Source organism: Paenibacillus sp. FSL E2-8871, from assembly GCF_038000345.1.
GTDB lineage: Bacteria > Bacillota > Bacilli > Paenibacillales > Paenibacillaceae > Paenibacillus_AQ.
On the sequence record NZ_JBBOBV010000001.1, the window covers coordinates 3,117,712 to 3,130,906 of the forward strand.

Here is a 13,195-nt window from a genome sequence, read left to right on the forward strand (position 1 = left end):
TTCACATATTATTTTAGGAAAAATAGATCTTCAACAAATCATACAAATCTGTGCTTCGAAACAGCTCATTATAGTAGTGATTTTTAGTCGATGGGACATGTCTATGCCGGAATCCAATCAAGCTATGATCATCCGTATAATAATTGGAGATCGTATCTCCACCGGTAGTAATCAAAGCCTCCAGCATGTATTCAATATCGAGTGTTCCGATGAAAATCTTGGGACCTAAAACTATCGTGTAGGGAGTGGACAAGTGCTCTAGCGCTCCACAAATCGCGTGCGACTCCACAACCCCTGGCATGTAAACAAACTCTGTTGCAGGATGAGGGATTGAACCTATTAGTACAGATGGTTGACCCGTAAGTGATAAATCCAGCACCCGACACTCATAATTGCTATACGTCTGTTCATACAAATTCTCTATCCTCGCTATTTCCTCCGCACCAGCATTTACTACAGGAAATAAAACGGTAATCATAGGACGAATCCCTCTACGGAATCGCGCCTGATGGCGGGTCAAGTGGTACGTATATCTCCATCTCCGATGATTTTCAGTGGAATGTAACTGTACAGATACACTAAAGGTAGAGTCCACACGATAATTCACCAGCTCCACGGGGATAAAGCGAATATCACAATGTTCAGCAAGTCTCAGCCAGTAATCATAATCCTCCACCGGCTCCATTCCGTACCCCCCAACAAGCTTCGCAACCTGCGATTTGTACATGAAAGAAACACCAATAAGCGAGTAATCCAGCAATCTCTCTTTGGGCTGTGACTGGTAATTTCGCTGAGTAGCTAGCTGATGCTCGTTATGAAGTAGGTTTCCCTCGTTATCTATACTTTGAAAAGAACTGTACACGATTCCTAGCTCCTGCGGCCCCTTCACTAGTGCCCCTCGAAGGATTTCGAGAAAACGGGGTTCATAAACATTATCGCTGGAGACCCAGCTCAAATACTGAATACTGGGTTCGCTAAATAAAAGATCAAAGCCCGTATTCAGCGCATGTGCAATACCCCTGTTCTGTACATAAGAGATAATAGTTACCCTTGGATCCTCGGCAATTATTGATCTCACAAGCGGTTCCATATCTGGCGCACCATCAATTACAATGATCAGTCGAAATTCGGTGAAGGTTTGGCGCAGAACAGACTCCAGAGCTTGCCGGAGGAATTCCGGTTTTTGGGTATACAAAGGCATAACTACTCCTACATCCGTCATGATTTTTACCTCTTTCTACATTGGAGTATAAAATTAGTATATTTAAATTCCACCTTTGTGCCTGTGTGAATGCCTTTATGAGATTTATTGCGCCTAAAAAAAGAAGCAACCACCCTGTTTCTATCGGTGGTTGCTTCTTGATTACTGCATGATTGTCTAAACAATTACTCTATACAGGTATAGAAAGGGCGGTAATCTCCGTTAATTCCGATTGAAGCACTCTCTGATCGGTAACAAGATTTCCGAACTCATCCAAACCGTACGTAGAGCATACTACATTTGCTAATGGAAAAGGGGTACTTATCTGAACCTCGTAGGATACATTCCCCGCAATGAAGAACTCTCTGATATCAGAACTCATTGCTGGAACATAATATCCTGTGACATAAAGCGGTGTTAGTACAAGCGTTGAATACGGAACACCGAAGATTTCGACGATGATCATTGCGTTCGCATTACTAGTATTACGAACACTAACAGCCACATAACTTGCTGCAGTTCCTGTTGCTCTTGTATTCGTAATAAGACCAGTGGTATAAGGCATTTCCATCACTCCTTCCCTCATTTTCTATCAATATATTCAGGAATAATTTGGAAGTTGTGAGGCAAGAGGAATGGGAAAAGCGTGGATAAATAGCTAATTAGACATGTACACAGTTCACTTTCCCCATATCACATAACATAGAATGAAAGAGGAAAAAGGAGAGGTGACAATGACAAACTTCAATTTTCAGGTCACAACAGGTTTGCCGCCAAAGTTCGAACCTTATATTGCTGTGAATCTGCTTATTCCAGGAATTATGATCGCAGTAGCTGTCGACACTACGACCGGAGTTCCATTAATAGGGATGTATCGCTCTCTAGATGGAGGTGCAAACTGGTCGCAAAGTTTACTACCTCTGCCACCAGGATTTACAGGAGCGGAAGCGCCTGCTGTTGCCTATTCCTTTCCCAATACATTTGCCATTGCTGCACATGTATTTCCCGGCGCTTCTGATGGAACGACTGTATTCTATATTTCTACCGACAACGGCACTACCTTCAGTAGTCCAGTAATAGTGAATATGGGATATGGAACCTACATTAATAATGATGAAACGAATATCACAATCGATGTAGGGCAATCCAGCCCATATTTAGGAAATATCTATGTTTCCTACAATCATCAGTTCAATGTAGCCAACGGCGGTAATTCAACAGCATTCCTAAGCCGGTCCCGAGATAATGGAGCGACATGGGATACACCAATTCTACTATCCAGTGAAGCTAATCAGGTAGAACGTCCCGATGTTGCGGTGGATTTGGTAGGCACGGTGTACGGCGCATGGATTACAACAAATCCAGAATTCCGATTTGTGATCAGGACCTCTCTGGATGGTGGAACAACGTTTGGTGCACCTGTCCTCGTGTCCTTAATCGTGCCTGTACCCATAGTTCTGCCCGTTCCTGGTTATGCTTTCCGTGTCTTGACGTTTGCGAATATTTCAACGGATCGCTCGGTTGGTCCTAATACCAACCGTGCCTATGCCATCTGGCAAGATTTCCGACAAGGGTATTCCGATGTATTCATGTCGACCTCAGATGACCTCGGAATATCTTGGACCAGCCCTGTAAGCATTACCGGTGCACCCGCAGGATCCCAGAACTTCTTCCCTGCGATCGATGTTGATCCTTTGACTGGTGTAGTAAATGTGATCTATTACAGTAACCAAGTTAACGGATTCTTACTAGATGTATATGTCGCACGGTCTATCAACGGTGGTCAGACATTTACGAACACAAGAATAACGAACGTTTCCTTTGATCCGAATGCCGGCAGTGTTACCCCGGTTACCTTAATTGGAGATTATATTGATATTACTTCCGTTCCGCCGGGAGGATATATCGGCGTGTGGACGGACACTAGCCCTGGTACGCAGACAATATTTGCAGGGTACTCTGATATCGTTATTACTTGATCGGAGATCTTATTCTCTATAATGTTTACCTTATCAACTTGAGAAAATGATATGAGTATTATATTCCAACAACGCATAGTCTTTTGAAATGATCTCCTAATACCAAATACCGCAGGCAAGCAATTGAGAGTATCGTCCGAGTTGCAACAGAAAAGAACGCCCCCATGGATGTTCCCTAAATTTATTTATTCATCTACACCGTTACAGCTAGCTATGTGTTCACAGTTTCTGTTTTACGATCCTGTCTTGCCTGTAATGCTTTCACTTCAAATCTCAACAGTTCAATCCAAAAAGTAATACCAAGGTTTCTAAGCCAGATGTGAAGAAAGTTTTTAAGCGGCTCTAAGCTTATTTGTTTCGTCCCAACCCATGTGCCGATAATCGATAGCAAAGACAACACTGTGACATTCAGTAATGTATTCAATAAACCCTAACATTAAATCTTCGGATACATGTCAGACCTTCTAACTTAAAAACAATTGAATTCCCCCTGCCGCATTCATCATTTATTCAAAGAATAAACATTCTATCCGTAGCACCCCAACGCAGTATCCCAAAGATTATTAACCAGCCCGTAAACCTCAAAAAAAGTCCTTTCCAAGAAACTTGGGAAGGACTTTTTAAGAATGCTTTTATTAAATCAGCAGGCAGACTTCGTCGTGCTGGTTTTCTGATTCCTGTTAGATATAAAACATATATTTAAGGGTATCTACAAGAGATTAGAATAAACAGTTTAAACCCGTGCTGTACAAGGATCTTTTCAATTTAGCACCTACATTAATCTACAAGCAAAAAGTACAACTTACATGGCCGCCTGCGGGTAGTTTACGGGTAACGAAAAACATCAAAGGATCCGTCCAAGTTAACCCTATGGCGCTACTTTTCGAGTAGTATTCAAATCAATCTTATGTCATTACAAAAGAGGCACCATTTATATAGCACGTGTTATTTACACGTTGACACGTATTATATATACGTGTATAATAAAAAGTATAAGGAGGGTTGAGATGAAGTCGTATAGTTCAAGGGAAATCATAAAAATTATCGAAGAAGACGGTTGGTACATAGTTGGAGTACATGGTAGCCACCATTACTTCAAACATCCAACGAAGGCAGGGAAAATAACAGTCCCGCATCCTAGAAGTAGCTTTCCTCCTAAGACACAAAAGAGTATCCTAAAATCAGCAGGGTTGTAGGGGCGCAAGCCCCTCTTCCCCAAGGAGGTTAATATAAATGAGTAAGAAAGATGTTTATCGCTACTGGGCGTTGCTAGACACGGCAGACGAAGGAATCTCTGTTCGTTTTCCCGATCTGCCCGGATGTCTGACTTCCGGTGATACAGCTGAAGAAGCACACACCGCAGCACGTGAAGCTCTTGAGGGGTTTATGTATGTGATGGAGCAAGACAATGACCCTATTCCTTCACCATCTGTGCTCGGTGATATCTTGAAGCAAGCAGATCCGACAGAGGCCGCCTGTGAAGTCCAAGTCTATATGCCAACTGTTAGGGATGCAATGGAAGCCAAGGCTGTAAAAAAAACACTGACGGTGCCGAAGTGGTTAAACGATGAGGCAGAAAAACAGCATCTGAACTTTAGCCAAGTATTGCAAGAGGGATTGAAACGAAGTCTTGGAATCGACAACAAACGCTTTTAATGCCAAAGAAAGTACATCTCGCCTGATGATGGCCGGAAGGGAACTGGCCGAAACCATTTTGCGCTACAGCGCAGGATGGTCGCGGGAACCCGCTACGAGCTAGCTTTGCAAAGCTAACCGTTACATATAATGTTCTTTGTTAAATACAAACATAGTAAAATTAATCCAATTCTGATAAACTATCTATATTTATTGGATTGGAGGATGGAAATGAGCAAAAACCGATCTATTCCTAAACTTGTGATCGGCGGTGTTTTAATAGCTCTTCTGTTGTCGAGTTGTGGAAAAAAAGATGATCACTCCTGGACAAAAGACAACACCGCATTAATGAAACAAACAGAACTTTACTTAATTCAAGCCAGTAGCGTTTGGGGAATAACTTCCGAAGAAAAGGAAAGTGCCGTCAATGGTATTAATTCGATCATGTCATATTATGAAGGGCCAAATACAGATAGTTTTTCTTTGATTGCCAAAGCAATAGAAGAGGGGAACGCAAAAGAGGTTAAGAATATTTATGAAGATATTGGAGGGGATGTTACTTCATTCAGCATTCCAGAGTCAAGTGGGACACTCTCCAGCGCTCCCGTTTACACTACAGAGCCAGAAATCGATAACCTCGCGGAAAATGCCACCTCATCACACGTACAAACTCCTTCTATTCACTTAAAAGGTACAGGTACAAAAGCCACTGACGCTTTCGATCTTGAGTCAGGCTATGCCATATTTGAAATTGATTATACAGGAGACGCCAATTTCTACGCGAATTTGTTAAGTCCTTCAGGTGATGAAATGTTACTTGTCGCAAATCACGGGAAATATACGGGCAGGATATATAAGGAAATCTCTGAACATGGCTCTTACCTAATAAACATAACAGCCGACGGAACCTGGTCCGTGAATGTGACTCAAAGCTACGCAGGGAAAACATACTCTTCTCCCGCTTCCATTTCAGGATCAGGAGATGACGTTTTTTTCGTGAATTTAGAAACAGGTAATAGAACATTTAATCTCGAAAACAAGGGAACAAAAATGTTCATGGCTGAACTGGATGGGAGATTGTTGGGCGTAGAGAACGGTAATTACTCAGGGTCAAAAGCCTTGTCAATTAAAGAAAAAGGACCTTACCCTCTTACGATAAAATCAGACGGACAATGGAGTGTTGACATCAAATAAAAAAAGCCCTACCGACCATATAGGTTAGTAGGGCTTTCATATTCCCAAACGCTTGGTAATTTACTATGTGCTCAGATCTACTACATCCTCTATTTTAATCCAGTCGTAACCCTCCTAGTACTTAGTCCAGTATTCGATGTTGCTACCATTAATGCCCCACTGGATATCCTGTGGCACTGACTCGTGTCTTTTAAACCGTGGGTCAGGGCGTTCCCATCCCTCTATTATGATCGCTGTCTCAGGCGGTGTGTTTGGATTCCACTCGATGTAATTTTCCTTAACCAGTTCCCGTAAAGCTGCTTTTATAGGGACTGGCATACGTCCACTTAGCCGTTCTAACTCCGGTAAACTTGGCATATGCGCGTGATGATTTGCTGAGTGGGTCATGATCATTAATAATTTACGTGCAGTATCGCTAAGCATATTCATCCTCCAAAAATAAGAACGTTTGTTTGTATTATAATCGAACAAACGTTCCCAAAATAACAAGTAACTTATTCACCAATTGGGATATAAAACTATTTAATCATATTCGCTCACTTTATTACATATATAGACATTTTTATTTGGACAACCCTTGTTTTATTTTGTAAAGTAAAAATTCATAAACATAATGAGGAGTGTATCAAATGAAAAAGATTAAGATATTATTAATATTCTTGCTTGTTTTAGCTATCATCCCTATTTCTTCCCTAAGTGCTAATGCGACAACGACACCAAATATTAAATCTACACCAACAGCTACGGATATTGTTTTTGGCAAATTATTTACGATCGGAAATGATATTAATACAGGAAACACAACTACTGATAAATTAACAGATGGTAGTCTGGTTACATTCGAAAAAGTCGGAAACTATAAAGCTTCACTTACAGGATTTTGGATAAAGTTATCTGAAGCGAACTACATATCTAAACTTAAAGTAAAATTTGAAAACCCCGGAAATCAAGGGTTTTCCGCTTATTTCTATAACGAACAAGGTTCTAAAATAGGGCAACGTGTCTTTGGCGGTCAAATATTAACTGAACAAGAGCTAACCGTGGATATTGACAATGTGTCCTATATCTTTTTAGGTAAAGCAGATTATGATCTAAAAGTTTATGAGATCAATGTTTATGGTTACTTATCCACACAACCAACGCCATCACCGACACCAGAACCAACACCAGAACCAACACCAACACCTGAACTACCATCTGGTGATCGAGCAATACTAACTGTCACTCTAACAACAGGGATCGAAAAAGAATTTGATCTCCCAATGTCTGAAGTCAATACATTCCTTGGCTGGTTTGACACAGCTACCGGATCAACTCGATACGGAATCGACAAGCATGACAACAATAAAGGCCCATTCAGCAAACGCACTGAATACGTAGTTCACGATAAGATTCTGACCTTTGAAGTAAGTGAGTATACAGCACAATAAACAAAAATAGCCCCGCCAACCACTTAAGGTTGACGGGGTATTTATTATACCAATTATGCCAAAACCATCCTAAACTCAAATTCACTTCTCATATAATACGATCCATCTATCTTTACACTCACAGGACTCCATTTTCGGACTGGACCACAACAATCCACTGTACACCCAGCCAGATCCCCACGGCGTTCAATTATATCCACTTGAGACTGTTTTAAGGCCGCTGTTAGAAATTCTGCATCCGTCTTCAAGACTTTATATATATCGCTCAACACGATCACCCCTATGTACTAATGTATCCCTCTAATGCTGGCAGGACACGGTGCTTCGGATGCCTCTATATTACTCGATGCTGAAATAATCTGTAAACGACAAAAAGCCCACCAGCCGAAGCCAGTGGGTGAATTGGTTTACTCCTTTGTAGTCCCATCTCGTTTACTAAATGCAAGTTCAAACAACCCAGTAGCTGACAATCCCGCAAGGCCACCAGACCATAAACGTAACACTAAAGATAAGTCCGTAAATGGATAAGCTACAACCCCGATCAACAAACCAATGACTAAACCGATTGCAGGAAGCACGTTGTTAGGAACATTAAAAGTTTTCTTTACAAACTGCACCCCTGCTAATACAAAAACAGCGATCACCGAGGCGAACGCTAGAACATCTGTTAAGTTTTGATTTCCCATATATAAATCCCCCTTATTCTACTGGCATGCCAGCTGCTCTACGCAAGTGATTTGCAAAATTATTAAAGAGAACCATCCCCGATTTATCCCCATTAGACTTGGCAGTATACCATTCAGGCGAGAGCCAACGGAAAATAATTTCTTGGGCATTACTTTTATGCAATAGCTTAAATGGCGCTGTTGAACCTGGCTGTAAGGGGATACCCGAAGCCATTCTAAGATTATCAGCAAGGTTGTGAAAATGCGATAAACCCACCTGATCCTTTTCCTTATGAGCCACAAACCATGCTGGGGATACATAATCATCGATTAGCCTTTGAGCTACACTGGCAGGCATTTGCACTGCGACTGGCGGTGCAATCGTCACTGGTTGCTCTTTAATCTCAGCTACCACGTCATAAAGTAGATCCTTAAGTGTTTTACCAACTGTAGCCAACGCCTGATCAATATCACTTTTACGAGCAGGATCTAATTGCTTATGACTCGGGATGTGTGTCAGTGGGTTCAGACCCCACTTGTCACAGCAATAAGCCATATACCATACAAAGCGCTTGTATGCTTCAATGGTATTTATCTTTCCGCCATAACATAACTCCACACCTAGAGCGATATCATTAGCATCATCTCCATAAAGCTTATTGTCTGTTGTAACACTGTAGAGGACATGCCAAGCCTTTTCTGCTGGATCTGAGCCAGTACCTGCTGGGATGATCTCTAGGATTTTTTTATCGTCAATGAATGTCTGAGCTGAGGCTGAGCGGTCCTTGAGGTTTTGAAAATAAGTATAGTGGTTATCAGCGGTTGCTCCTGGATTACCTGTATCATGAGCAACTAAAAAGCCCGGTGTTCGCGATGTTAAACGGGTGCCGGGCCGTACATTTTGGCGCTTGTTGATATAACGCCGTTCGATCGTGTATTTATCTCTAATCAACTTAGTTTCCTCCCATTCTGATCGCCACGACAATGGCCCCTATAATAACTGTAATGATTGCCCCTCCAACTGTTCGCCAAAGCCAACGTTGTGCATCCTCGATTCGATCCAGCCTGTGGTGCGCTGATTTAGTAGATTGCATAGCTTCACGCGCTAAATCTCGCGTGGCTTCAATTGTCGATGCCAATGTCGGTACTACTTCAAGCGTTTTTTCAATTCTGGCCAACTGAATTTGAATTTCTACTAATTTATCCTCGGTACCCATAACCCCGCCACCTCCCGACATCATCGTTCCCCCCTCAATATAAATAGCCCCCGGTGATCCGAGGGCAAAATAAAAACGCCTATATGGGCGTAATAAATTGGAATATTTTTTCGATTAGTTAAGGTAATTCTCGTCGCTCGTGGCTGTTATGCAGACCCATTAATTAGATAAGCCCTAAAAGAAACTCTGTTGTTATTCAGCCCGGCAGCAGAGGTTCGCTGAAATGTAGAAGCCGATAATATTGTTAACCAGGTCGCCTGGTTAGTTATAAAACTGAGAGGTGCCACACCAGTTGTTGTCTTTACAAAAACAATAAAATCTGGCGAAGACCCGAAGTAGCTCTCAGTGAGCTGTATATATAGCGACTGCCATAAACCCAAGTTATTGATTGCTGCCAGTATGGCCGGAGGGTAATTATACACGGTGTTTTTATAGCAAGGGTATACGCTGTCTACTATAGGTGGCGAAGCGTTGTTGGTACCTGTAAGTTTAACTCCTTGGCTGTATGCTATTTTACCCACCGCGATATCCGCCGCTGTTGCGGTAGCGTCTGAGGTTGCTGTTCCGTCCAGCCCTAACATTTCAACCCCCATGATGATGTTCTTAGCGGAGCAATGCACAGGGTCAACGTATGTTAGCTGTGTGCCGTCATTCACAGCTTGATAGTTGTTTCCCCCAATTCCGCCGACTGACAAGGACAGATACCCTTCTTGCATATAAGCGCCCACGGCGCTCATTTCTTGGTCACCCATGTTTTTCATGGTTCCTTTTCCGTTGTAAATGGAGCCAGCACTGAATCCAAGCCCTTCAAGAACTTGGGAAGCCTTAGCAGTCCCCGGCAAAACTAACTGTGTCATTATGTTTACCCCTTTCCGATAGAAGCTGTTACATATGCTGGATTAGTCTCTTCACTATGCACTACATAAAGCCTAACCGTTGTGCCCGACTTTGCTCTTATGAAAGCGGGGACAAACACATGCGCGTCCCTAGCTAAAAGTTTAGACGGACAAATTTCATAGTCGTACATACCTAGTCTTGGATCGGTGTACTGGAGGTATATTGTAATATTCGAAGCTTTTAGTAGGGTCAAGTACACAGATACCGTGAGCGTCTGATCCGTTGCAGTAACATTATACTCAAGCACTGTAATTCCACTAGCAGAGTACTCTATAGGCATATCGTTGGCTTTCACTAATGTACTACTTACTCCCGCAAGTTCTCCTTTAGAATCACGTAGTGCTACTGTATTAGGGGTAGCTGTGGTTGATGTTGTGTACCCATTTAGAGTATTGGCGTTACCATAAGATATAGCAGGTGAAAGAACGTTTGTAATTCCAGTCTCTGACGTTATAAGTGCCGCTTGCCATCCCTTTTCCCATCCGGTAAGCCCACCAAATGACGCTAATACCTCTGAAACCTCTAGAGAAGTTATTCCCCATACCGTAGTTAGTCCACCCAATAGTATGCAGTTATTAGTACCGTCGTGTGCTAAACGAACAGAAGTGAAAGGTAGGTTCCCCTCTGCAAATGCATTCGCACTTGTCCACGCTGGTGTACTAACGTAGTTATAAGCACCGATTGTAAGCTCCCATGCACCCTTTCCAGCAGTGTAATCATACCCGTTAATCTTGATCCTCAGCATGGTACTGCTCCATGTCTTCGGCATCGTTATTTTAACTGTACCAGTAAGTCCACCAGTGGTAGAATATCCGACGACATTATGGTACTTGTACTGAATTCCCGCATAATTCCTTACAGAACCTGTCTCTGTTGTAACTGGGTCTTTAAACGTTGTAGGTTTAACAAAGGTTCGAACTGGTAACGGATATACGGTAGAGTCTGTCGTAATTACATTACTATTAAGTGTTGCTTTATCGAAGTTGTCAGCAAAGGTATTGGTTCCACCCATTCCCTCAATGTAGACTTGAATTGGGTTACCATTACTTACTTGTAGCTTAGAGATTCTGATACGGAATGTTTTAGACGCAGAGTCATAGAAAAGGTCAGACATAGCATAAGCTGTACTTATTGCACCAATTGTCTCTACATACATAGTTTCTTGAAAATGTATTGTCCCCGTGTTTATGTCTCCAGCGTGGAAACTAAACCTTTTACGCAATTGCCCAAAGGCTGGCTGGTACCCGTAGTTGCTGGATAGTACCACGTCTACATATCCAGACAGAACATCAGGGAAGATAATGTCCAGCTTCTCGTTACCTACATCCGGTGTTGTAGTGAAAGAGCCAAGATACTTTCTAAAGAAGCTCCCCGTTCTAACTTTAGGTGCTACTACCTTGTCTACGTTAATTGCTCCTACTGAGTCTAGTCCCACATACCCACCAGCTACGTTCTTATTATTGGTTGTCTCATTGGTTTTCCATGCAGACCAAGTAAGTGATCCAGTTCTGAATCGTGTTTGTGTAACACCAGTTACTACATTTGTTGCTTCCTGTTTTACGTAGGGACTGGCTCCGTCCGTTTTCATTACGATTAATACACCATACTCTATATTAGACGGTGCATTTACAAGTCCAGTATAGGTACTCATGGAATAAATTCCGTTTGCTGTTAGTGTATTAAAGTCTGTGCCACTAGTAAGTGCACTTTTCGTCATGAGTAACACGGAATCATTATTCCCTGTCCATGTAGGAACCCACGGGAACCAAGCACCGTTGTTTACCTTACGGCGTACAAAAGTATTTCCTGCTGTCCCGAAGAACATCTGCCATATCCAGTTAACGTCATTATGTGTCTCTCCTTGGCTTACATTGATCATTACTTGTCCATATTCTCCAGAAGAAGGAGTACCAGTGGCATTTGCATTTACGCTGTAAGTACCCGCTGTGTACGCTGTGTCTAAGTTAGACAATGCAGAGATACCACCTAAGGAGTTGTATGTGTTTGCTCTTGGTACTTTGACATTGGCATCTACACCCGCATATCCGTTAGCAACGTTCTTACTATTGGTGTTCTCAATCTCTACCCATTCTCCCCAAGTGGAGCCATAGAAGTTACGGGTATACATTCTAAGCCGATCACCGCCAGTTGCCACAGTATTGAATGTGGTAAACGTCTGATTAAATCCGGCGTGTTTGGAGACTTTCAAATGGAACGCCGTTTTAGTAGGCGGCATATTAAGGAACGTCACTGCTAGTGCATTACTGGTGCAAAGGTATTCTCCCTCTGTGGTAATAGTATTAAGGTCTGTAGCACTTTTGGTAATCTCAGTGGCCTTACGTGCAATGTTAGGAGGAATCTGCTCGTCGTAAACGTCGGCGTTCGCGTCTAGTGAAGCAACACCACTTACAGCACCCTTTTCTGCTCTAGGAATAGATGTATTCCACGCAGTACGCTCTGCAGCTGTGATGTGAGCTGTAGCGTTGTCTACATGAGCAAGAAATTCTTTCTTTTGAGTGAAGACAAGCGAATCGTCGATCTTAGCTGAGATATTTGCGGCTGTACCTATAACAACATCAATATCAAAAACCTTCTCAATAATATCTGAGCCGCCACCCGGTGGGATGTAATCAGCAGTCACACCTGAGTTCGCATAAGCATATAGGATTTCTCCGATGTCCGGATCAGTAGCAAACAAGCCTATTTCTCGAAAATAGAAGCCTGATGTGACGCCAGAGTTATCTAACACTGATCCAATTGTAGCCTTATTCGGCGGCTGCGCCCGGATACGTGTAATAGGCAGAACCATTTTCTGTGATATCAATCCATTAAGCGCAGGCATGGACTGACCGTTAAGCGATCCATCCCCAATTGCTACCCGGGTATATTCAAGCTTTGCGCCTGCCTGCGCCTTACCTTGTAGAGCCAAGCCTTTTATTGTAATTGTCATGCCTCCAAAAACAGCCAATGCAAACCC

The 13,195-nt window shown here is 42.5% G+C and carries 14 protein-coding genes; 5 read left to right on the forward strand and 9 right to left on the reverse strand.

Annotated elements, in window-relative coordinates:
- Positions 1-13: 13 nt before the first annotated feature.
- The gene (locus NYE25_RS14245; RefSeq protein ID WP_341146162.1) at positions 14-1,222 is read right to left on the reverse strand and encodes a glycosyltransferase family 2 protein; all 1,209 of its coding nucleotides are present in this window, start codon (positions 1,220-1,222) and stop codon (positions 14-16) included.
- Between the two features lie 169 nt (positions 1,223-1,391).
- Positions 1,392-1,766, reverse strand: coding sequence for a hypothetical protein (locus NYE25_RS14250; protein WP_341128961.1), 375 nt, complete (start codon positions 1,764-1,766; stop codon positions 1,392-1,394).
- A 169-nt stretch (positions 1,767-1,935) separates the two neighbouring features.
- Here NYE25_RS14250 and NYE25_RS14255 point away from each other — a divergent pair, with 169 nt between their 5' ends.
- The 4 genes from NYE25_RS14255 (at position 1,936) to NYE25_RS14270 (ending at position 6,009) form a co-directional block, all read left to right on the forward strand.
- Positions 1,936-3,180, forward strand: a complete 1,245-nt coding sequence (locus NYE25_RS14255; RefSeq protein ID WP_341146163.1) for a sialidase family protein — start codon at positions 1,936-1,938, stop codon at positions 3,178-3,180.
- Positions 3,181-4,187: 1,007 nt separating this feature from the next.
- Positions 4,188-4,376 (forward strand): type II toxin-antitoxin system HicA family toxin, encoded by a 189-nt coding sequence (locus NYE25_RS14260; RefSeq protein ID WP_341146164.1) that lies wholly within the window; start codon positions 4,188-4,190, stop codon positions 4,374-4,376.
- A gap of 37 nt (positions 4,377-4,413) precedes the next feature.
- The gene (locus NYE25_RS14265) at positions 4,414-4,836 is read left to right on the forward strand and encodes a type II toxin-antitoxin system HicB family antitoxin (RefSeq protein WP_341146165.1); all 423 of its coding nucleotides are present in this window, start codon (positions 4,414-4,416) and stop codon (positions 4,834-4,836) included.
- Between the two features lie 210 nt (positions 4,837-5,046).
- Entirely contained in the window at positions 5,047-6,009 is a 963-nt protein-coding gene (locus NYE25_RS14270; protein WP_341146166.1) for a hypothetical protein, read from the forward strand.
- A 114-nt stretch (positions 6,010-6,123) separates the two neighbouring features.
- On the opposite strand, the gene NYE25_RS14275 is transcribed toward NYE25_RS14270, so the two are convergent.
- Complete coding sequence (locus NYE25_RS14275) at positions 6,124-6,432, reverse strand: hypothetical protein (RefSeq protein ID WP_341146167.1); 309 nt, start codon at positions 6,430-6,432, stop codon at positions 6,124-6,126.
- Positions 6,433-6,638: 206 nt separating this feature from the next.
- On the opposite strand from NYE25_RS14275, the gene NYE25_RS14280 reads away from it, so the two are divergent.
- Entirely contained in the window at positions 6,639-7,439 is an 801-nt protein-coding gene (locus NYE25_RS14280; protein WP_341146168.1) for a hypothetical protein, read from the forward strand.
- 53 nt (positions 7,440-7,492) lie between these two features.
- Here the strand turns inward: NYE25_RS14280 and NYE25_RS14285 are convergent, their stop codons facing one another.
- The 6 genes from NYE25_RS14285 to NYE25_RS14310 form a co-directional block, all read right to left on the reverse strand.
- The gene (locus tag NYE25_RS14285; RefSeq protein WP_341146169.1) at positions 7,493-7,708 is read right to left on the reverse strand and encodes a hypothetical protein; all 216 of its coding nucleotides are present in this window, start codon (positions 7,706-7,708) and stop codon (positions 7,493-7,495) included.
- A gap of 138 nt (positions 7,709-7,846) precedes the next feature.
- Positions 7,847-8,125, reverse strand: coding sequence for a holin (locus NYE25_RS14290; RefSeq protein WP_341146170.1), 279 nt, complete (start codon positions 8,123-8,125; stop codon positions 7,847-7,849).
- Between the two features lie 13 nt (positions 8,126-8,138).
- Positions 8,139-9,056, reverse strand: a complete 918-nt coding sequence (locus NYE25_RS14295; protein ID WP_341146171.1) for a peptidoglycan recognition protein family protein — start codon at positions 9,054-9,056, stop codon at positions 8,139-8,141.
- 1 nt (position 9,057) lies between these two features.
- On the reverse strand, positions 9,058-9,345 hold the full coding sequence (locus tag NYE25_RS14300) for a hemolysin XhlA family protein (protein WP_340977260.1): 288 nt from the start codon (positions 9,343-9,345) through the stop codon (positions 9,058-9,060).
- 122 nt (positions 9,346-9,467) lie between these two features.
- On the reverse strand, positions 9,468-10,178 hold the full coding sequence (locus NYE25_RS14305; protein WP_341146172.1) for a hypothetical protein: 711 nt from the start codon (positions 10,176-10,178) through the stop codon (positions 9,468-9,470).
- 5 nt (positions 10,179-10,183) lie between these two features.
- Positions 10,184-13,186 carry a phage tail-collar fiber domain-containing protein gene (locus NYE25_RS14310; protein WP_341146173.1) on the reverse strand — a complete coding sequence of 1,001 codons (3,003 nt, stop codon included), beginning with the start codon at positions 13,184-13,186 and terminating at the stop codon, positions 10,184-10,186.
- Positions 13,187-13,195 lie beyond the last annotated feature (9 nt).

Bases quoted from the DNA above. Each gene is read 5' to 3' on its own strand.
- NYE25_RS14245 (WP_341146162.1), bottom strand. From the start codon at position 1,222: ATGACGGATGTAGGAGTAGTTATGCCTTTGTATACCCAAAAACCGGAA.
- NYE25_RS14250 (WP_341128961.1), bottom strand. From the start codon at position 1,766: ATGCCTTATACCACTGGTCTTATTACGAATACAAGAGCAACAGGAACT.
- NYE25_RS14255 (WP_341146163.1), top strand. From the start codon at position 1,936: ATGACAAACTTCAATTTTCAGGTCACAACAGGTTTGCCGCCAAAGTTC.
- NYE25_RS14260 (WP_341146164.1), top strand. From the start codon at position 4,188: ATGAAGTCGTATAGTTCAAGGGAAATCATAAAAATTATCGAAGAAGAC.
- NYE25_RS14265 (WP_341146165.1), top strand. From the start codon at position 4,414: ATGAGTAAGAAAGATGTTTATCGCTACTGGGCGTTGCTAGACACGGCA.
- NYE25_RS14270 (WP_341146166.1), top strand. From the start codon at position 5,047: ATGAGCAAAAACCGATCTATTCCTAAACTTGTGATCGGCGGTGTTTTA.
- NYE25_RS14275 (WP_341146167.1), bottom strand. From the start codon at position 6,432: ATGCTTAGCGATACTGCACGTAAATTATTAATGATCATGACCCACTCA.
- NYE25_RS14280 (WP_341146168.1), top strand. From the start codon at position 6,639: ATGAAAAAGATTAAGATATTATTAATATTCTTGCTTGTTTTAGCTATC.
- NYE25_RS14290 (WP_341146170.1), bottom strand. From the start codon at position 8,125: ATGGGAAATCAAAACTTAACAGATGTTCTAGCGTTCGCCTCGGTGATC.
- NYE25_RS14300 (WP_340977260.1), bottom strand. From the start codon at position 9,345: ATGATGTCGGGAGGTGGCGGGGTTATGGGTACCGAGGATAAATTAGTA.
- NYE25_RS14305 (WP_341146172.1), bottom strand. From the start codon at position 10,178: ATGACACAGTTAGTTTTGCCGGGGACTGCTAAGGCTTCCCAAGTTCTT.